This is a genomic window from Metabacillus malikii (assembly GCF_030813355.1).
Classification (GTDB): Bacteria; Bacillota; Bacilli; order Bacillales; family Bacillaceae; genus Metabacillus; species Metabacillus malikii.
On the sequence record NZ_JAUSUD010000001.1, the window covers coordinates 250665 to 271788 of the forward strand.

General features: G+C 36.8%; 21 protein-coding genes. 19 read left to right on the forward strand and 2 right to left on the reverse strand.

From position 1 onward, the window contains the following. Nucleotides 1-9 precede the first annotated feature (9 nt). The 6 genes from J2S19_RS01275 to J2S19_RS01300 all read left to right on the forward strand — a co-directional run bounded on the left by J2S19_RS01275 (nt 10) and on the right by J2S19_RS01300 (nt 9935). On the forward strand, nt 10-1032 hold the full coding sequence (locus J2S19_RS01275) for a Wadjet anti-phage system protein JetD domain-containing protein (protein ID WP_307336016.1): 1023 nt from the start codon (nt 10-12) through the stop codon (nt 1030-1032). Next, entirely contained in the window at nt 1023-2534 is a 1512-nt protein-coding gene (locus J2S19_RS01280) for a replicative DNA helicase (RefSeq protein ID WP_307336019.1), read from the forward strand. Before J2S19_RS01275 ends, J2S19_RS01280 begins: the two co-directional genes overlap by 10 nt. Next, a complete protein-coding gene (locus tag J2S19_RS01285; protein ID WP_307336023.1) occupies nt 2524-3261 on the forward strand; it encodes a DUF6063 family protein in 738 nt (245 codons plus the stop codon). Before J2S19_RS01280 ends, J2S19_RS01285 begins: the two co-directional genes overlap by 11 nt. Next, nucleotides 3248-7654, forward strand: a complete 4407-nt coding sequence (locus J2S19_RS01290; RefSeq protein WP_307336026.1) for a coiled-coil domain-containing protein — start codon at nt 3248-3250, stop codon at nt 7652-7654. Before J2S19_RS01285 ends, J2S19_RS01290 begins: the two co-directional genes overlap by 14 nt. 27 nt (nt 7655-7681) lie before the next feature. Next, nucleotides 7682-8053, forward strand: a complete 372-nt coding sequence (locus J2S19_RS01295; RefSeq protein ID WP_307336028.1) for an iron chaperone — start codon at nt 7682-7684, stop codon at nt 8051-8053. A 190-nt stretch (nt 8054-8243) separates the two neighbouring features. Further along, complete coding sequence (locus tag J2S19_RS01300) at nt 8244-9935, forward strand: methyl-accepting chemotaxis protein (RefSeq protein WP_307336031.1); 1692 nt, start codon at nt 8244-8246, stop codon at nt 9933-9935. 73 nt (nt 9936-10008) lie between these two features. On the opposite strand, the gene J2S19_RS01305 is transcribed toward J2S19_RS01300, so the two are convergent. Next, the gene (locus J2S19_RS01305; protein ID WP_307336032.1) at nt 10009-10299 is read right to left on the reverse strand and encodes a hypothetical protein; all 291 of its coding nucleotides are present in this window, start codon (nt 10297-10299) and stop codon (nt 10009-10011) included. A gap of 146 nt (nt 10300-10445) precedes the next feature. Between J2S19_RS01305 and J2S19_RS01310 the strand changes: the two genes are divergently transcribed. The 11 genes from J2S19_RS01310 to J2S19_RS01355 all read left to right on the forward strand — a co-directional run bounded on the left by J2S19_RS01310 (nt 10446) and on the right by J2S19_RS01355 (nt 16482). Further along, the gene (locus J2S19_RS01310) at nt 10446-10874 is read left to right on the forward strand and encodes a GNAT family N-acetyltransferase (RefSeq protein WP_307336034.1); all 429 of its coding nucleotides are present in this window, start codon (nt 10446-10448) and stop codon (nt 10872-10874) included. 10 nt (nt 10875-10884) lie between these two features. Continuing rightward, nucleotides 10885-11379: a hypothetical protein gene (locus J2S19_RS01315; RefSeq protein ID WP_307336039.1), complete on the forward strand. Its 495-nt coding sequence runs from the start codon at nt 10885-10887 to the stop codon at nt 11377-11379. A 127-nt stretch (nt 11380-11506) separates the two neighbouring features. Next, complete coding sequence (locus J2S19_RS01320; RefSeq protein ID WP_307336042.1) at nt 11507-12151, forward strand: DUF3885 domain-containing protein; 645 nt, start codon at nt 11507-11509, stop codon at nt 12149-12151. A 36-nt stretch (nt 12152-12187) separates the two neighbouring features. Continuing rightward, the gene (locus J2S19_RS23810; protein WP_503128642.1) at nt 12188-12496 is read left to right on the forward strand and encodes a hypothetical protein; all 309 of its coding nucleotides are present in this window, start codon (nt 12188-12190) and stop codon (nt 12494-12496) included. Then, nucleotides 12424-12720 (forward strand): NUDIX hydrolase, encoded by a 297-nt coding sequence (locus J2S19_RS01325; protein WP_307336045.1) that lies wholly within the window; start codon nt 12424-12426, stop codon nt 12718-12720. Before J2S19_RS23810 ends, J2S19_RS01325 begins: the two co-directional genes overlap by 73 nt. Nucleotides 12721-12878: 158 nt before the next feature. Next, on the forward strand, nt 12879-13292 hold the full coding sequence (locus tag J2S19_RS01330; protein WP_307336048.1) for a VOC family protein: 414 nt from the start codon (nt 12879-12881) through the stop codon (nt 13290-13292). 36 nt (nt 13293-13328) lie between these two features. After that, entirely contained in the window at nt 13329-13514 is a 186-nt protein-coding gene (locus tag J2S19_RS01335; protein ID WP_307336052.1) for a hypothetical protein, read from the forward strand. 82 nt (nt 13515-13596) lie between these two features. Continuing rightward, a complete protein-coding gene (locus tag J2S19_RS01340) occupies nt 13597-14193 on the forward strand; it encodes a DJ-1/PfpI family protein (protein WP_370875007.1) in 597 nt (198 codons plus the stop codon). A 353-nt stretch (nt 14194-14546) separates the two neighbouring features. Beyond that, on the forward strand, nt 14547-15575 hold the full coding sequence (spoIID, locus tag J2S19_RS01345; protein WP_307336056.1) for a stage II sporulation protein D: 1029 nt from the start codon (nt 14547-14549) through the stop codon (nt 15573-15575). A 135-nt stretch (nt 15576-15710) separates the two neighbouring features. After that, complete coding sequence (locus J2S19_RS01350) at nt 15711-16067, forward strand: VOC family protein (RefSeq protein ID WP_307336058.1); 357 nt, start codon at nt 15711-15713, stop codon at nt 16065-16067. 16 nt (nt 16068-16083) lie between these two features. Then, a complete protein-coding gene (locus tag J2S19_RS01355) occupies nt 16084-16482 on the forward strand; it encodes a DUF4275 family protein (RefSeq protein WP_307336060.1) in 399 nt (132 codons plus the stop codon). A 261-nt stretch (nt 16483-16743) separates the two neighbouring features. Here the strand turns inward: J2S19_RS01355 and J2S19_RS01360 are convergent, their stop codons facing one another. Beyond that, nucleotides 16744-17595: a LysR family transcriptional regulator gene (locus J2S19_RS01360; protein ID WP_307336062.1), complete on the reverse strand. Its 852-nt coding sequence runs from the start codon at nt 17593-17595 to the stop codon at nt 16744-16746. A 146-nt stretch (nt 17596-17741) separates the two neighbouring features. Here J2S19_RS01360 and J2S19_RS01365 point away from each other — a divergent pair, with 146 nt between their 5' ends. Further along, nucleotides 17742-18710, forward strand: coding sequence for a DMT family transporter (locus tag J2S19_RS01365; protein ID WP_307336064.1), 969 nt, complete (start codon nt 17742-17744; stop codon nt 18708-18710). A gap of 138 nt (nt 18711-18848) precedes the next feature. Then, nucleotides 18849-20957: a penicillin-binding protein gene (locus J2S19_RS01370; RefSeq protein ID WP_307336067.1), complete on the forward strand. Its 2109-nt coding sequence runs from the start codon at nt 18849-18851 to the stop codon at nt 20955-20957. Nucleotides 20958-21124: the final 167 nt, after the last annotated feature.

A 21124-nucleotide genomic window follows, 5' to 3' on the forward strand; every position in this document is an offset into this window, starting at 1 on the left:
GTGAATCGTATGAAATCCATAATCATTCAAAAACTATTAAACTATCCAAAAAAAACAATAACATTAGAAGAACTTGAAACAATTATAAGTAATGACATGATGTCATATGATTTGTTTGCAAATCACATTCTTGCATTAGAGGACGAGTCTGTTTTAGAAATGATAAAAACAAAGGGGAGAAATACCCGCACTCCATCGTTAGCATATTCCTATCGAATTCATAAGCAACAGCTAAAAAAAGATTATCATGATGAATTGAAACGATATCGACTCAAATTACACCGGGAGATACAGCTAGACAGTTACTTTCGCTTAGACCCTACACAATGGCAAAAGGACCTCCCATATTTACAATCTATTCATACTTATCTTCAAGTGAATGGATTTCCAGATTATAAAGTGCCAGCACCGGAGCGGAGTGTAGAGTTATTTGGTGATGAAAAGTGGATAACCGAGGGAAATGGTAAAGAATTACTAGAACGAATTGGTTTATGGTCAAAATTGAAAATTATGCCAGTTTCAGACCCATTAATGTTTGCGATAAATCCTACTACTCTATCAAATTTGGAACACAAACATTTAATCGTTGAAAACAAAACAACATATCAAGCACTTGTTGAGATATTACCTGAAACGGATTTTACATCACTTATTTATGGGAGCGGAAATAAAATAATTAAAAGCATTGAGCAGTTTGAACGTCAGCTACCGCTACCATGTCGGAATGACTGCTTTTACTATTTTGGTGATCTTGATAGGTCCGGATTGTTTATATGGGAACGACTAAATGAAAAGAAGCCACCGATACAGCCTGCTTTACCTTTCTACAGGGCATGTCTCACAAAGCCCCCAATAGCTGGTAAAACGAATCAACGATTAGATGCAACATCAATCGAGAAATTTGTAATGTACTTTACAGATAAAGAGCAGGCTGTGATTCAATCTCTATTAAACAGTGGACATTATTATCCGCAGGAAGTTCTGAAAACACGTGAACTGCAACATATATGGAGGCATTCTGAATGGAACTAACCGAGTTATCAGATATTACAGGCGGTTTTCGCGAGCGAATGCGGCGTCTTGCTTTATTTGACCCGTTATATGAGCTTGATAGAAAAAAAGTAAAGGATGAACAAGGGGAGCAAGTAGATATGAAAGGTTTAGGCTTGCTTACTCTCTTATTCTTTTTTGAACAAAAAATTGCTAGAAATCACAAGGTTGGGACGAAAGATTTAGCTGTCTTTTTAAAACGTCTTACCGAAAGACAATATTTGTTATCTGTCCAAGAGTGTGAGGAAATTGCAGCAACGCTTATCCAAACGTTTCGGCCGACAACAGGGAAAAAGCGAACTTATCCCTTTTATGATTGGGAAGCAACTGATTATGGTGAATTAGACTATTCGATTTTAAAGGCAAACGCATTTGATTCAAAGACGAATACGCAATATTACACATTAGATGATGATGGGCTTGAGCTTGTGTTTGCAACGAAGGAATTTTATAGTGAATTTCAGCTTTCGATTAACCAATTAATGCTACGAAAACAGCTTGAAAAAGGCGAGTTTCGTGGGGCTTTACGGCAAATAAATGAAATGCGGATTGATGTGGAATCACTTAATGACCGGATGGTGAAATTACGCCATGAAATCCAACGAAGCATTGTTTCAGAGGAAACGTTTGAAAGGTACAAGCAGCTGCTTGAAGATATCCACGCACGACTAGAGCGTGAAAACGATGAATTCTCTGAACTTAGACAGTTTGTGAAGGAAACGAAGGAAAGGTTATATGAAAAGGATTACCATCAAAAGGAAGCGAAAACATATGCATACATTCTTGAAATTACGAACGAGCTCGAAGAAGTTCATTATGAACACTCTAGACTGCTTGAACAAAGCATCGAGCTTAAAAACCATACATTAAAAGCAGCACAAGAATCATTATATTATACTGGAATTGATGCGTTTAATTTCGACCAAGACATTAATGCGAGATTAATTAGTGCACCTCTTCCGTTAGAAGCGATGAAGGGCTTGCTGCATCCGTTTTTACCTCTACACCATGAATTGCAATGGTCACCGTTAACAGTCTTTGCTGAACAAAATATTCGTGAAGACCGTGAAGAGACAGTTGATTTTCGGTTTATTGAGGTTGGAAATGACCATGAGAACTACGATGATAAACGTGTTAGGAAAAACTTTGGCTATGTAATGAAGGTAGCATTACAAGCAATTGACTTAGGCTGCAACGAACTCGCACTTCTTATCGACTATGTAAAAAAGAATGAACCGAAATTATTAGATGAGCGGGTTTTTTATGATTTTTGGATGATTCTTCACCAACGCTCACCAATTGTCTCGGGTAAGCTTGAAACAGAGGAAGATGACCAAACACATCTATTGGATGATGCATTAGCAGCACTAGGAAACCGAACTTTACATGTAAAAGAGCTCCCAGAAACAATACATGTGACAGACCGTTTTTCTATTCAAAATATGGATATAACACTAGTGGAGGTGCCAGTAGATGAACTATAGTGAGCACAAGGTGATGCAAGCATTTGAGCTGTACACAAGTTTAGCTCGTAATGGATCGGCTGATGCTGAAGCACAATCGTTATATATAGCAGATGATTCTATTCGCGGGTTAGTGGATAGCTTTGCCCATCATGTCGATTGTGTCGTGATTCGTGCAGGTGATATGCTTTATATGATACCTAAAACGAAGCTATCCCCATTTCATGTTAATAACGACTTTTTGAAACGGACTTATTTAAAATCTGGTGCAACGAATGCTGATCTGTATTTACTTTATTTTTCAACAATTGTCTTGTTTGGTACGTTTTATGATAGTTATCAAACGTTAGAGCCTACCCGGGATTTTATCGCACTTGATGATTGGGTGCGCCATGTAAATGATCGGATTAGTCTATTGATGGAGCATGATGAAGAACAGCTTCGTGCTAAAGAGCAGGAATTTTCTTATAATTGGAAGCAGATAATTGAAAAATGGGAAGACATGAATGATATTAAAGAAACAGCAAAAAAACAGGCAGGGAACACGATTAGCAGATTAAGCTTCATTGATAGTGCAAAACGTTTTTTAATTGACCAAGCACTCGTTAAGGAAATTGGTAATAACGAAATTACGTTAACAGAAAAGGCAAAAACAATTGTACAACGATTTTTCATGGAGGTTGAATACAACAAAGGGATTTTAGAATTTATTTATGAGTGGGAGGAGGAAGAGCATGCCATCAATTAGTAAAATCCGTTTTACAAATGTCGTATATGAAGACGGAATGAAGCGCTATAATAATGAAATTTTTAAATTTGATGGGTTTAACGGGGCAATTCTCCTTGAAAATGGGGGAGGGAAGACCGTTTTTATCCAAACTGCGCTTCAAGCGATTATCCCACACACAAATCTTTCTGACCGGAAAATTAAGCAAACTCTCCAGCTCGATAATTATCCTGCCCATATTGCGATTGAATGGATAATAACTGAACAGCCACGTCGATATTTAGTTACTGCGGTTAGTTTGTTTTTAACTAAAGATGGGTTAGGGTCATATCGTTATGTGTACCCATACCAAGCAGGTGACCGTCATCGTATTGAAGAAATTCCGTTCGTCCGTAAAGATTCAAATCGACCTGCTGACCGTGGTGAAATTGCTGATTATTATCAGCAAATGGCACAACAGCATATGAATGCACATACATTTTCAACGATTAAAGACTTCCAGCAGCATATTGAAGAACAATATCATATTATCGCAAATGAATGGGATGCAATTGTGAAAATTAACAGTACTGAAGGTGGAGTTGAAGCGTTCTTTGATGAGTGTAAGCAAACAAACCAGCTATTTGACAGGCTGCTTATCCCGACAGTAGAAAGTGCGATCGCCGGTCATCATGAACACACTTTTGCAGATACATTCGAAAAGCATCGTGCCAGCTTCAAATTATATAAAGAACTGAAAGAACAAATCGAAGAAAATAAATCAATCGAAGAACAATTAAATCGTTATGTTGCGACGTTTGAGCATTTACATGACAGACAGCAGGCCTATGAGCACAAGAAACAGCGCGCAAAAGCAGTGTTGAACCTTATCCACCTTCAGGAGAAGGAGCATGAAGCAAAACTTTTGGCGCTCGAGGAAAAACGCAATACTGCAAATCTTGAACTAAGAGAACTCCAAGAAAGTGAGCAATCATTAAACATTCAGATTGAACAATCGAAGTTAACAGACTTAAAAGTAGAATTACAGGAATACACTAGTCTTCTGGAACTAAGCAAGAATGACTTCACTCATGCGAAAAAAAGCTTCTATTCTTTAAAGCTAGCAGAGCAAAAACAGGCTCATAAAGTAGAGCACGATCGTTTGCGCTCTCTGCAAGATCAGTTAGAAGCACTCGAACAAGAGGAGGATTTTCAGGAATTATCCGATAGATTTACTGAAAACAGTGAGCAGTTAAACGGTTATTTTACAAATGAATTAGAAGAAAGCAAGAAGCGTCAAAATGGTTTGAAAATTGAAAAGCAGCCGTTAACCGACGGAATAACCGAGGCAGAGACTCATAGAAAAACGTTACGACAGCAGCTTGAACAGACGAAAGGGATATTCAACAAAAATGTTGGAAAGATCGATTCTTTAGAAATGCAAATGGACCGGATTCGTCATAAAATATTGGCTAAGCCTGACCAGGAAGCAGTAGATGATTTTGTAGGACAATGGGAGAAACGTCTCGTTTACTTGGATGAACAGATTGTTTATTTGAAGACAGAAAATAAACAACTGCAAGGCAAAATAAAAGATTTGAATGGACAGCATGATACGATAAAGAGTTTAATCGCTGAAAACGAATTAAAACGTACTGAGATTGATATGGAAGTAAAGCAAGCAGAACAAGCACATCTAAAGATGATTGAAGAATTAGGGTCATTACGCCCACAATGGACGAGCTTGGATTCCGTATATTTAAAAGAGGATTCACTAACCCAACAAGTTGCCGATTCGCTTGAACGTTTAAAAAAGGAACGAAATGATTGCTTATATAAAGAAAGACTCGCCCACCGCTTTATTGATGACTATGGCAGCCAGGATATATTCTTTGCTGATCCTTTTGTTGAACAACAAATAAAGCAATGGAGCAATCAATTTCACTTGCTAGAGACAGGGAGCCAATTTATCCAAGGGCTAGAAGGGTCTCATCTCGAACAGGCAAAAAATTATCCGCTTTGGCCGATTACATTAATTACAACAGAAGTGGAACAAGCGCAGCTAAAGGAAAAAATCATCCACGTTAACAAGCGACTTCAGTTTCCAATTGACGTATTATCTATCGAGCAGGCACGTGCGATTGTTCAAGGTGAGTATCAATCAACATTAACGATTACACCAGCTCATTGGCTAGAAAATCAACAAGTGACTTCCTTTCAGCAATGGAAACTAACAATGAAGGAAAGAGCAGAAACGGCTTCACAAGCTCGGGTCGAAGTGGAAACAAAGCTGGATAGTTGGAAACGAGTATTGGAGAAACTAGCAAACTTTTTTGTTGATTACCCATATCACAAACAGCAGGAACGAAAGGAACAATTAACAAGCATTGCTAAAGCTGTTCATGATTTAGGAGTAGAGCAACAAGAAATAGCCGCGAGTATTGAGGCTAGTGGTCAGCTTCTTACGACACAACAAGAGCGCATAGATACCTTTGAGAAGGAATACCAGGGCTTGCAAACAAAACTAGACCTAGGCTATGACTATCTTTCATTTTCAAAGGAAACGAAACAGCTAAAGAAAACGCAGGATATGCTTTCAGAGCAATTAACAGAAATTGACCGTATTATAAAAAAACAAGAGCTTCATATTCGAAGATTGTCAGATGAAAAGGACCGAATTGAAGAGCATGAACGGGATGAACGCTATTATTTTAATTCATTGATAGATGACCCCTTATATAATGAAGTGAAAAAAGAACGTACCACATTTACGGACAAAGAGCTTGACATATTAAAAGAAGAACGTGAAGAGCTTAAATTATCATTACGCAAGCTCTCAACGACAAGAAATGAGTTAATCATTAAGCTGGAACATTCACAAAAGGAAATCAATCGGCTTAATAAAGTAATTGAAGAGTTAATCAATGATTATGGTCCGTTAGATGAACAGCTCTCTTTCCCGCCAAATGGGACCGAACAAATTACTTTGTTGCGCGAGCGGATTAGACAATTAGAAAAACAGGTTGATGAGATAACAGAAAACTATCATCGTGCCAATGAGGAAAAGCTCAAACAGGAAAAGGTTGTAGAACTTGCCCTAGACCAGTTTCATCAGCAGTTTGCACATGAAAAGCCGAAAATATTTAATGAGCCGCTCTCAGATGTTCGTGAACAACTTAAACTAGAAAATCAAAAAGTATTAGCGAAGTTTGAGTATTTAGATCGTGAAAAAGCACGAACAGATAAAGGGCTTAATTCAATCAGAACTGCCTTTCATGAGCTTGATCGCTATGAGGAAGCCCACCATTTTAAAGGTCCATCTGTACAAGCAGATATGTTATCAGATGGAGAGATTCAAGACTTTTCATATGAACGAATCAATTTTGTGAAGACGGTCACCACAGCATTAAAGCAAGCGAAAGCGCTAGTTTCTAAAGAGCAGGAGAAGGTTGAGCATGCAAAAGAAATGTTTAAAGCATTTTGTAAAACAAAAATTACAAATGTAAAAATGCAAAAAATGGCCCGCGATGGCATTGAGACAAAGCGGACCTATAAAGAGGTCATTGAATTCCAGGCAAATATGCAAAAACGAATTCAAACAGCGATAAAATACAATGAAACCAGTATCATTGACCATGATAAACAGCTAGAGCAATTTGTGACACATATTAATAGCCATTTATATACAATTGCTGGTGAACTCGAGCTCATTCCGAAAAAGACTAAGGTAAAGGTAGAAGATAAATGGAAGGAAATTTATAAGTTTACTATCCCTGAGTGGACAGAAGAGGATGGCAAAAGTAGAATTCGCAAGCATATTGAATGGATTTTAGAACAGCTAGAGTCAGAACGCTTTAAAAGTGAGGATGGTGTCGAGGATTACGGTAAGGTACGCAAGGAAATTGAAACATGGATACAATCAAAGCAGCTTCTGCGTGTTGTCATGAACAATGAAACGATGAAAATTACCTGTAGGAAGGTTACGAATGATAATGAAGTGACAACACGTTCGTATTCGTGGGAGCAATCAAATGTTTGGTCTGGTGGTGAAAAGTGGAGCAAAAACATGACACTGTTCTTAGGCATACTCAATTATGTTTCAGAAAAGAAGCATGTCGATTCAAGAATGAAACGCAACCGTGTTGTCATCCTCGACAATCCGTTTGGTAAAGCATCTAGTGACCATGTGCTAAATCCTGTATTTTTTATCGCCGAACAACTCGGTTTCCAAATCATTGCCTTAACTGCACATGCGGAAGGGAAATTTTTAAGAGACTACTTTCCAGTTATATATAGCTGCCGATTACGGAAAGCTGCAGATTCGAATAAACAAATTATGACGAAGGTTAAACAGCTGCACCAAGCATATTTCCAAGACCATGAGCCACAAGCGCTTGAACGGCTTGGTGAGATGAAGCAGATGGAGCTATTTTAAATCAAACATACTTTTGGAGGTTTTACTATGGAAATCTTTGCTGAGTTTTTATCGAAAATTGATAACGGCGAGCATCGCACTCGAATAGAAGAAGTATTAACATGGATAGGTGACAAATACTCAAATCTCGAGCCAGTTGTGAAGTGGAATCAGCCGATGTTTACAGACCATGGCACTTACATCATCGGGTTTAGTGTTGCAAAGAAGCACTTTGCTGTAGCTCCTGAACAAGTAGCAATGACTCGCTTTACGAAAGAAATCGAAGAAGCTGGCTATGAGTACACAAAGGAATTGATAAGGTTTAAGTGGGACAAGCCGACAAATTATGAACTGCTAGAGAAACTTATTGACTTTAATATTTCAGATAAGGCAGATTGTACAACGTTTTGGCGGAAATAAAGATAAACAAATTAATAATGTTACAAGCGATACTTTGATTTGTGAAGTATCGCTTTTGTTTTGAAATTTAAGAATAATTATCTAATCTGAATATAGTGAAAATTATAACTTTAGGTTCAGCTATTAAGGTTTTGTTCGTTCATCCGATATTATGATAAGGCTAATTATTGGAAGAACGAGGAGTGTCAAAATGAAAATGTTGAAGTTAAATAGTATCAAGAAAAAAATCATATTCGGTTTTTCAATTGTATTATGCATTGTTGTGTTACTAGGTGTTTTTAACTTTTTATCTATAAAAGCTTTAAACGATAACGCAGATAAAATCATTGAAGAACAACTACCACTATTAATTCTTGATGAAAAAATTGCGTTAAATATGTCAGAGAGAACGTCATTAATTCGTGGTTATATTCTTTATGGAGATATTGAATTTAAAAATGAATTTGAAAGCTTCATCGAAGAAAGTATACAACTTGAGAATGATTTATTAAAGCTTAGTAATACTGACAAAACAAAAGGTCTGATAGAAAAGAAAATCTTGTGGGGTGAAACGATAAACAGAGTGCTCGCTGCATATGATGCAGGAGATAAAGAGGCAGCAATGCACATATTAGATACAGAGGTAATACCATTAGAGCAAGATATCATGGAGGGATTTAAGGAGTTAGCAACGACAAGAGAGTCAATTATATCTGAAATAGGGAAAGAGATTCAAAGTTACGGTGAATCTACATTGATTGTTGGCATCATCGTGTCAGTTATTGTTATTATCGTTGGTTTATTTGTAGCACTTAAAACTGCTAGTCATTTATCAAAACCGATAACCGCTTTGAAAAACCGAATGAAGCTGATAGCGGATGGAGATCTCAGTCAAGAAGCATTAGAAATTAATTCAAATGATGAAATTGGACAACTAGTACTCGCAACGAATGAAATGACAGAGAAAACTAGAAGTGTCCTGTATAAAATAAATAACGTTTCCGATACAGTATCTAGCAAAGGGGAAGAATTAACTAAGGCATCGAGTGAAGTCAAGTCAGGTACTGAACAAGTTGCCACAACAATGGAAGAGTTAGCGATGGGTGCTGAAACTCAAGCTAATCGTGCCGGAAACTTAGCAGAAATAATGGATACGTTTGTCAATGGAATTACCGAGGCAAATGATAACGGGGAACGCATTCACGCTCATTCAGGTAATGTTTTAAAAATGACAAATGAAGGTAGCAGGTTAATGCAAACGTCAACGACGCAAATGATGAAAATTAATGACATTGTGAGAGACGCAGTAGGGAAGATGCAAAATTTAGATAATCAATCACAAGAAATTTCAAAGCTTGTTGCTGTTATCAATGATATTGCCAATCAAACAAACCTTTTAGCATTAAATGCAGCGATTGAGGCGGCACGAGCAGGAGAGAATGGTAAAGGCTTTGCCGTTGTTGCAGATGAAGTGAGGAAGCTTGCTGAACAGGTAGCAAGCTCAGTTAATGATATTACTGGGTTTGTAACGAATATCCAAACTGAATCCGGTAATGTAGCGAACTCCTTAAAATTAGGATATGAAGAAGTCGAGCTTGGCACTGCCCAAATAGAACAAACAAGTTATACATTAAATGACATCCAATCAGCGGTTATAGATATGGTGGAAAATATTCAAGCGGTATCGACAAATCTAACAAGTATTGTCGCAAACAGTCAGGAAATGAACAGCTCAATTGAAGAAATTGCCACGGTTACCGAAGAAGCCGCAGCAGGTGTTGAACAAACTGCTGCATCCGCACAACAAGTAAGCAGCTCAATGGAGGAGGTAGCGAGTAGTTCAGCGCAGCTATCTAAGCTTGCTGATGAAATGAACGAGATGGTTAAACAATTTAAGCTATAAAGTAGAAAAAGAATAAGTAAAAAGACCGTTTCTCGATGGAGGAACGGTTTTTTACTAGAGAATGTTTCAAATCTCACATCGGGTCATTATCAACATTTACATAAGAATTGATTGCTTGCTCTAGTGCATTATGTGCTTGACCGAATGCTGCCGATGGAGAAAAGTCCTTTGCTGTTTCCATGTGAGCGATTGAATGCTGGGCATGGATAAGAGAGTTTATCGCATCTTCAATCATTGTCCCTTTGTCGCCATACTGTTCTTTTGCTTGCTGTAATTGTTTAATCGTATCGTCTAAACTAGCTGTGTTAGGATTTTCATACGCTTTTTCTACATTTTTAATCGCTTGTTCCAGGATTTCCTTCATTATTTTCCTCATCCTTTCATGGTTAGACTCCACGTAATAGGTTGACCTAACGATAAAGTTCTATACTTGGATTTTTTGGTAATAAAAAGCTTTCCCTAAAAAGTTCCAGAATATATGATAGATTAATAGGAAAGGAGTTTGAGGCAATGAATTATTCTATAACAAAACAGATAGATGAGCATGGAAAACAGTATGTCAATAAGGAGCTGTATCAATTTAATTTGGAGCATTTTCCACAAGATTTAGCTGGGAGGTATGAAGAAGTCGGCCTAGTTTTAAAGGATGAGAATGACAATATTCGTGGAGGAATCATCGGTGCTGTCTGTTGGAATTGGTTTGAAGTCGACAAATTTTATTTAGATAAAAGTGTGAGAAAAATGGGTTATGGCACAAAAATGTTAGCAGAAATTGAGAAAATTGCTTTAGAGAAACAATGTGATTTTATTAAACTAGACACGTTGAGCTTCCAAGCATTAGGTTTTTATGAAAAGAATGGCTATCAAGTTTATGGCAGTATTGATAATGTTGGGAGAGAATTTACGCATTACTATTTAAAAAAGGACATACAGAAGTGAGGAATTGTGAATGCTTACTACGCAAACATATATTCAAGATGTGAAGCAAAATTTACAGAAAGCGTCAGAAAAATTAATACAGCAAATACGCCATTCGGTCAATTTTCAATATGATGAGAGGGTCAAAGTGTTGGATTACACTGCATTTACTCAAGTAAACGAACTTTCGATTATGATGTACTCGATGGACAGAAGCGCAAATGAAGTATTTTACCAAGGAGAAGAGAAACATCTATTTGCGGGCAGCTATGAGGTGCTCGAGGATATAAGCTTTTACCCAGTTTCTGACGAAGAACTCGATATTTTCTGGGAGTTTTATGGGCAAAATGACGAAGAACTCTCGAGGATGGAAACAGAAGTGATTGTAGCTTGGTTCATTGATTGCTGGAAACAAGCAGGTGGACAAAATGCAAAGGTACATTCATATTTTAGCTTTCACGATGTTGATAAATGCTATGACTTACATGACGATAAGTGGATTACCGATGGAGACAAATGGGAGTAAAGAGTCAGTTAATCAGTTTTGTATTTTATACAATTCATACTTCGGGAGTAATCATTGCGATTGTTAGTAGTTTCAATAGAGAAGAGTTATAGAAAATAATTAAGTCTTGTATTTGAGGTGTTTGGCTATGAATGTTACTGATTTTATGAGAGAAGCATTTCCAAATGTTAAGCTCGAGCCAGGATTGTTCTATAGTTGGGATATTGGTATGCGCTTTGAACTTGGTGGAAAATGGACAAATGAAGATGATGAAAAATATCCTGATAGTCCGTATCTTAACAGGTGTTATCAACGAACAATTACTTTATTCGAAGCATTGCATAATCCAGAGGACGATTTGTTTATCGTCATCGATGTTTATGATTATAAAAACGGAAAAAACATAAAGCGGCAGTTAGTCAATTTTCCACGTTATGTGGAGAAATCGTTCGTTAATAAAATAAAACATCAAAAGATTAGGTATCCTTATTCGGAAGGTGCGGAGGAAGATACATATGATATCCATCGCTTTTCATTAAAGTGTAAACGGAATGATTTTAAGTACAAAGCTTTGTTAAAAGCAATTTGCAATCATGACATGGGAGTTAGACCTGCTATTTATCATCCAGTCTATTTTATTAATATCCATAAAAGGACCATATTTCATGTTTATGATGACAGAGGGTGTGATTTGTTAGCCACTGCACCTGAAGCGATTCGTAAAATCTATGAAACCTATAATAATTGGATTTTGGATTATGATCGAGCTGAAATTGATCAAGTTTTTGCATAAGTGAAATAAGTAATAAAGGTGATGGAGCGTGGAATCATGGTGAAATGGCAAACGTTAAAATCAGAGTATGTGTATAAAACACCTTTTGGGAACTTGCGAAGTGATGCTTGTAAACTCCCTAATGGTCAAATTATCGAACGTTACTATGTAAATGAATATCCTGATTGGGTTAATGCGATTGTGTTAACGAAAGAGATGAAGGTTGTTCTTGTCAAGCAGTACCGCCACGGGGGTGAAGATTTCTTTCTGGAAAAATTGAAGCTGGTGAATCGATGGATGAAGCGATTTTGCGGGAGGTTAGGGAGGAAACTGGCTATCACTCTTATGAGGCACCCATTAAATTAGGAGAGTTTTTTGTTAACCCTGCAACGCAAACAAATAAGGTAATCACCTATCTTATTAAGGATGCGGTAAAGCTGTATGAGCAAGACTTAGATGAATATGAAGAAATTGACGTGTACTTGTTTGACTACAAAGAACTAGATGTAGATGAGGCAATAAAACAAAATAGAATTAAGACACAGCTTTTCACTGTAAACGCATTTTATATGGCAAAGGATTATTATTAAGGAGAAAACTGTAGTATCTAACAGCGAAAACAAACGACTTCATTAATAGTGGAATACTTATGAAAAAAATATTGTATAACTTTTTGTAAGTCATTAAAAGGAATATGTTGGAATTCGTAGAATGGTAGTTATATCTGAACTTGAAAGAGGTGTTGTTGATGTCTGCTACGGATAAAAAATCATTATTTAGTAGAGTTGGATATCTTTATATTCCGGCTAACAATATTGATGAATCAATTGAATGGTATCAATCAAAGCTTGGTTTAACGCTTAAAATGCCGAAGTTTCAAGACGATATTGGCAATGTTGCTGTCTTATCACCTCCAGAAGGGGATGTGGTCATCTTACTTGCAGAAACAAAGGATGATACAACTGCTAACTTTTTACGTAATGGACTGCCATTTCAAACAGTTACGTTAAATTGTCCTGATCTAAAATATACGCATGAGAAGCTAAAGGACAGTGGTGTTGAAGTGTCTGAAATCCGTAATCGCGGTGAAAATGCTAAATATTTTTTAATAACAGACCCTTCAGGAAATTTGATTGAGGCTGCTTGGTCAATATGGGATTAAACTATTTTCGCAGCTTTAAGGATTTGTGAAAGTGGGGTGAGTTTCCTGAAAAAAAGTTCTTTTCTGATCCAATTAGCAATTACGATTATGGTCATTTTTGGTGGGATATTCCTGATTCGTTATGTTAGAACAGGTGAACTTTTAATCGACCAGCTGATTGGTTTTGCAAGTGGTGGAATTTTGTTAGTTGCAACAGTTGGTTGGAGGAAAATAGTTAAATAGTTTTGTTCACTAATTATTCAGCGTAATCCGGCAAACGATTTGAATTCCAAATGCCTTTTATAAAGTAGGAGTTGAGGATGTTATGACGATGAAACAATGGTCTGTCGGGATTTTGTTATTTGATGAAGTTGAGGTGCTTGATTTTGCAGGTCCCTTTGAAGTTTTTTCTGTTACGACATATAAGGATTTTACGACGAATGCTTTTAAGGTATGTACGTTATCAGAATCTGGAGAAATGATTCGTGCAAGAAATGGACTAAAAGTTCAACCTGATTATTCGTTTGAAAATGCTCCTGCTTTCGATATTGTTGTCATACCAGGTGGGCCTGGGGCAAGAGAGAAAGAGGTACATAATAAACGTGTTATCACTTGGATTTCTCAGCAAATGGCCAAGGTCGATATTATGACTTCAGTTTGTACAGGGGCGTTTTTATTAGCAAAAGCCGGGCTGCTTGATAACAAAACAGCTACAACTCATTGGTTTACATATGACCGCTTTGAAAGAGAGTTCCCATCGGTGGCACTAGAGAGAAATGTGAAATTTGTTGATGAAGCGAATATCGTAACATCAGGGGGAGTTTCGGCTGGTATAAATATGTCGTTTCATATTGTTTCTCGCCTGCTTGGGAAAGAGATTGCCAAGAATACGGCACGGGGAATGGAGTTTGAGTGGGATTGAAGTTACCGGCCCACACAATAAGAGGTGTGTAATCATTTGGTGATAATCAATTTGGTGTTTTATAAACGCCTTACGATGAGCAATGAGTAAAGCGAGAATAATGATTACACCACGTGAAAGGGGGAGGTGTTATTGACTAGTGGTATGTCGGAGGATGATGTGTTGGAGTTGATGCTTAATCAGTTTCGATAATAGATGAGTATTTTTAGCTTTATTTCAGTATACATGTATCTAACTGTTAGTAAAATTTGGATATGCTTGGTCTACTAATTTGCATTTTCTAATAGAGTTTAATAAGAACATGTATATTGGAGGTTAGTTATGGACAGAAGGAAAAGAAGCCAAGGAAAAACATGGACAAACCTAGTATTATTTTTTTTATTTGTATTATTACATTGATTTTGATTGTCCCTTCAATCATCGTTATGCCTTTTAGTAATCAATCAAAAGTCTTTACAAAAAGCTCAAAGGAATCATCTAAAACAACACAACCTGTATTTGAACAACAAGAAAAAAATAATTTTGATGTTGCTGTTTATCGAACAGGTGAAGACCAGATTGAGTCTGTACCGATCGAGGAGTATGTTGTAGGGGTTGTTGCTTCAGAGATGCCAGTTACATTTGAAATTGAGGCTTTAAAGGCACAGTCATTGGCAGCGAGAACTTTTTTAGTCCATCGTATGGTTTCCAATTATGTGTATGAAGGGATACCTGATGATGCCCATATTAGTGATAATCATTTAATTCACCAAGTTTATAAGAGTATAGAGGAATTAGAGCAGCAATGGGGAGAGCGTAATCAATCAAATATTGAAAAGATAAAGGATGCAGTAAACGCTACGAAGGGTGAAATTATAACTTATGAGAATAAACCAATTGATCCGTCATTTTTTTCAACGAGTAATGGTTATACAGAAAACTCAGAGGACTTTTGGAGTAGTAAGCTTCCATATTTAAGAAGTGTGCCAAGTCCTTGGGATAAGGATTCTCCAAAATTTAAAGGGGAGAAAATATTGACCATCCAGCAAGTAGGAAAGGCTCTGGGTGTTCAATTAAACCCAAATGGAAAAGTAATCGGAAATAAAACACTGACAAAATCGAATCGAGTAGCAACTATTCTAATAGGTGGAAAAGAATTCACAGGGCCTGAAATCAAAAAAGCACTAAACCTTCCCTCAAGTGACTTTGACATAAAGCAAGAAGATGGGAAATTAATAATTACAACGCTCGGAAATGGTCATGGTGTCGGCATGAGTCAGTATGGTGCAAATGGCATGGCGAAAGAAGGGAAATCATACGAGGAGATTGTTAAATATTTTTATCAAGGTGTCGAGATATCTTCAATTGAACCATATCTTAATAAGGGGATCATGAAAAAATAGAGAGTGTTGCTGGTAGTCGTGTTTTAGCAATTAGTAATTTGTTTATGATATTTAGTTTTGTAACCGTTATTCTTTATACTTACATAACAAAAGGATATTTGCCGATGTAAATCAAATTATTAAGGAGTTTTTAATATGTCGATTTCGCTAAATCTTGTAGTGATTCGCGTTTCAAATCTTGAGAAGTCTGTTGCTTTCTATCAAACACTTGGACTCCATTTTATAAAGGAGAAACACGGGGATGGTCCTGAACACTATGCGTGCGAACTTGAACAGCTTGTCTTCGAAATATACCCTAGTCAAAAGGATAGCATTGATCATACGTTAAGGTTAGGATTTCAAGTAGATAATATAGAGATGATAATGAAAAAGTTTTCATCTTCTGGAGACATAGTTGTTTCTCCACCAACTGTGAGTCAATGGGGAAAACGTGCTGTATTGAGAGACCCTGATGGATATAAGGTAGAATTGCTCGAGAAAATAACTGAATAATATTGTGAGGATGAAAATGAATTTAGTAACAAAGCTGCAGAAAAAAGGTATCATTGTAACAGAGTATGAATCTAGAGGAGAAGAATTTAGAAATCGTTGGATTGACACGTTTTTTGATTTTAATTATGAACGCCGTCCCTTTTTATGGGAGCTATTCATCGGTATAGAGAAGGGACTACAAGAGGGGAAAGCTGCTAACGAAGCCTTCAATAAAGGAAATAAACAATATTGCTATATCTTTTTTCAACTTTCGAATGATGTCTTCAAGGTGGAAGATGGTTCTGAATTGAAGGCAGTGGATTTGTTTCATGAGATTGGTGACTATAGCGATGTGTATGTTGTTGATAAAGGGTTCAATTGGACATATATCGTTCCTCATGAAAGGGACTATGGTCCGTATTTTTATCGGAAATGAAAGTAGTATAAATTATACGTTATTCTATCTGAACACTAGTCTTTGAATTAATTATTCATCCTATATTTCTTTTCTTGGCTTGTTTATTACGGCTTGATTGGTTTGTCAATATTTATCTATATAACTTTAAATGCGTATAGGAAATTTAGGAGATTTCTAATTTCATAATTAAAATCGAAAATGAGTCTGGTATAATACCAAACTCATTTTTTTGTATGCGTTGTTTGGAAGCATAAGAACCGTCCCTATGCTTCACTACATCTATTTATTTGCCTCAATCGTCTCAATAAATTTTTCAATTGTTGAGGTTAAGTATGTGTCAGCTCTTCTTATAAAAACAGTTTTAATTTTACTATATTTTTCAGGAAGGCTATGGCATATGATGAGACCATTTCGTTCCATTTCGAGTACAGCAGATTTCGGTACAAACGTAATTCCTAGACCCATTGCGACACTGCGAAGGATTGTTTCTAATGTTCCGAATTCCATAATTTTTTGAGGTGCGATGTTTTGGTCTTTATACCATGATTTGAGGCGTGCTCGGTAACCACACCCTTCACTAAAGCATAATATTGGTTGACCGTTTAATTGTTCTAATGTAGTTGAGCGTGTATCTGAAATTAAGACAAGCTCCTCTTGAAATACTTCGTGTGAAACTAAATCTGGGTGAAATGTTGATTCTGTCACGAATGCTCCGTCGAGTTTATGTCGTAATACTTCTTCCTCCAATGTTTCTGTAACACCGGTAAAGAGTGAGAGATCGACATTTTTATATTTTTTGATATAGGAAGATAATATTTTAGGTAAATGAAAAACTGTTTCGACTGTTCCGATTTCTAGTTTTCCGTGTGGTTCTTCATTGCTTTGGACCACTTTTTCCATTTCATCTTTTAATAGTAAGATTTGATTACTATAAGATAATAGTTTTTTCCCCTCTGGTGTTAAAGTCATACCACGGCGATGGCGATTAAATAAGCGGGTATTCAATTCCGTTTCAAGCTTTTGAATTCTTGATGTAATGTTTGACTGCACATATTTAAATTCTTTTGCAACCTCTGTAACCGTTCCTCTTTCCGCTACTTTTTGAAAGATCTCTAAATCTTTAAATTCCATCGCGATTTCACCTCAATGACATATTTCGTTTATCTTTATGATATCAAAAATATTGATAGTAATCATTATAAACATTCATTTTACAAGATGTTAAAAAAGCCTGATGATTATGGTATTGATATTGCAGATGAAGAGAGGTATGTATATTGAAAAATAATGTTTTAGTAGGAGCGATTTTATGTTTTATTGCGGCAGCTTCATGGGGAGCGATGTTTCCTGTCGCACATGCTGCATTTAAACATATTGATCCCTTTTATTTTACAATTATTCGTTATGGTGCAGTTACTGTTATTTTAGTTGCGATGCTGTTGTGGAAAGAGGGTAAGCAAGCATTCCGGTTTGAAGGAAAAGGTGTAAAGTTGTGGTTTTTCGGTACGATGGCGTTTACCGTATATAATTTACTCATCTTTTGGGGAGAGGATTTATTAGGCTCGTCAGGAGTGATGGTCGCTTCAATTATGGAATCGCTCATGCCAATGATATCGATTGTTATTGTATGGATGCTATATAAAAGACGACCGTATCGATTTACATTACTATGTGTTCTTATCTCGTTTATAGGTGCTTTGTTTGTCATTACAAAAGGGAATATAAACACGTTTCTAAGCGCTACAGATTCACTTTTTCCAACGCTTCTCATCTTTATTGCCGTGATTGGCTGGGTTATTTATACGATGGGTGGCAGTGAATTCCGTGGCTGGTCTGTGTTACGGTATTCAACGTTAAGCTGTTTACTTGGAACAGTTACGGCAATTGTTATTGTTGTAGGTGCAACGATGTTAGGGATGATATCTGTACCGACGGTCAATAGTATCAGCGAAGTAGGTTATCATCTATTGTTTATGATTATTTTCCCGGGTGTCATTGCACTGCTTGGTTGGAATGTTGGTGTGAGTATTTTATCACCGTTAAATGGACTGCTGTTTATAAACTTTGTTCCGGTGACAACGCTAGCTATTTCAATTTTTCAAGGGAATCCTGTTACTAGATTTGACCTGATTGGGACAGTTTTTATTATCGTTGCCTTGTTAGCTAATAATCTTTATGTGCGTATGCTACAACGGAAAAAGTCTAATCAGAGTGTTCAAGCAACATTGCAAAGTAGTAGTACGTAAGATTCATTAAATAAACAAGGCTGTTTTCGTAGACATTGTTGCTTTAGACATAGGATTGGTCTTAAAGTTTGTCTTAAAAAAGTAACAATCTTTTAGCTAAGAGCCATAATCAAAGAGAAAACGTTCAAAGGAGTACAAATGAAACCTGTTAAGTCGTCAAATATGAAAAGAGGGGCTTCAATTTTATCACTATTATTTCTAGGATGCTTTTTAATCGTATTGGCGAGATTTATTTATATCATGGCGACTGGACATATTCATGGTGTCAATCTGCTTGAAGGGCAGGAGAAAGTCGTAACAGCGAGCGAGACGATTAAAAGCACGAGAGGTGAAATCCGAACAAGAGAAGGTAAAAAATTGGCCGTACAGTCACAAGTTTATTCGATTGTGGCAATTCTAAGTAAAAAAAATGATAATCATGTCAAAGATATTTCCCATACAGCAGAGAAATTGTCAGGTGTATTAAATGCTGATACAAGCAAAATCGAAGCTCTCCTTACGAAAGATAAAAATGCATATCAGGTTGAGTTAGGTAAAATTGGTAAGAATATTACAATAACTCAAATGCAAAAGATTAGTAAGCTAAAGCTTCCGGGCATCGTGTTAATACCGGAGATGAAGCGGACGTATCCATTAGGTGATTTTGCATCACATATCGTCGGGCTTACGAATTTTGAAGGTGAAGGAATAGCCGGAATTGAAAAGCAATATTCACCGCAATTAACAGGTGAAGATGGGTTTATTAAACAAAAGGTCGATGGTTTTATTAATTCAGGTTTAAGCTTACCTTCTGATGCGACTACTTCAAAACCGCCGAAGAACGGTAACCATATTATCACGACAATTGATCGAAACATTCAAACTGTGTTAGAGGATGCGATGAATCAAGTGATAAACAATTATCAGCCTGAAAAAATCATCGCAATTGTCATGGACCCGAAAACTGGAGAAATCGTAGCCTTAAGCAATCGACCGTCTTTATATCCTAATAAAGAGAATGAAGTAAACTATCTTAACTATGCGATTTCTTATCCATTTGAACCAGGTTCAACAATGAAGATATTCACCTTAGCAGCCGCAATAAATGAAGGAGTTTACAATGGGAATGAGCAGTTCAAATCAGGCTCAATTACGATTTCAGGAGAGACGATTCACGATCATAATGACCATGGCTGGGGTATGATTACGTATGACAAAGGCGTCCAGCTCTCTTCAAATGTTGCGTTTACGATCATTGCAAAAGATAAGTTAGGGTTTGATAAATATTATGATTATCTTCATGATTTTGGATTTACTAGTACAACTGGGATTGATTTAAGCGGTGAGAAGAAAGGAACTTTGCTAAAGGCGTATGAGATTGAGAAAGCAACAACATCGTTTGGTCAAGGCTCAACGATATCCCCAATCCAATTGGTCACTGCTGCTTCAGCTATCGCAAATGATGGGAAGATGATGAGGCCATATGTGATTAAGCAGGTAATGAATGATGAGGAAGAAGTCCTGAAAGAAAAGGTACCAGAAGTAACAGGTACGCCGATATCGAAAGAAGCTGCATTGGAGACGAGAAATCTTCTTGCTACAGTTGTGAATGATGGCACCGGGAAGAAGTTTCAGTTAGCTGAATACGAAGTAGCAGGGAAAACGGGAACGGCTCAAATTCCCGATGGCAATGGTCGCTATCAGACAGGGAGAAATAACTACATCTTCTCATTTCTAGGAATGGCACCAGTGCAGGACCCAAAATTAATTGTTTATGTAGCAGTCGAAAAGCCCCAATTAGCTGCAGACGAAGTCGGTGCAAATCCAGTTTCGGAAATCGTCAATCCTGTGATGGAATATGGATTGAAAAAATTAGATGCTACGGCAGATAAAGGGACAAAGAAGGTTACAAAAATAGATGTAGCTTCGGTTAGCTTAGAAAATTATGAGAATAAGCCGGTTACAGATGCTGTTGAGGAGTTGAAAAAAACAGGATTGGAACCAATTGTTTTAGGAAATGGCAAAAAGATAATCGAAACATCACCAGCAAAAGGAGAGCAAGTGTTGAATGGAACGAATATCTTGCTGAAAACAGATGGTGCTATGATAATGCCAGACTTAAAGAATTGGAGTTTAAGAGAAATAAATCAATTTAGTAGATTTACTGGTTTGGAAGTTCAACGTGAAGGTAATGGCTTTGTGACGTCACAAAGTATAAAACCAGGAGCAAAAGTAGGTGATGGTGTATTAAAAGTAAAGCTAGAATAATGAGATGAAATTTTCAACCCCTTCTTTCTTGTAAGAAAGGGTTTTTTTTGATGTATCTCGATTATTTTAGACTTTCAGATGTTTTGGGTATATATCTGTTTCAATTTTTAATAGCGAGCGGCTAGTATATGGTATAATTTGGATAAAATATACACCTATTTAAAATT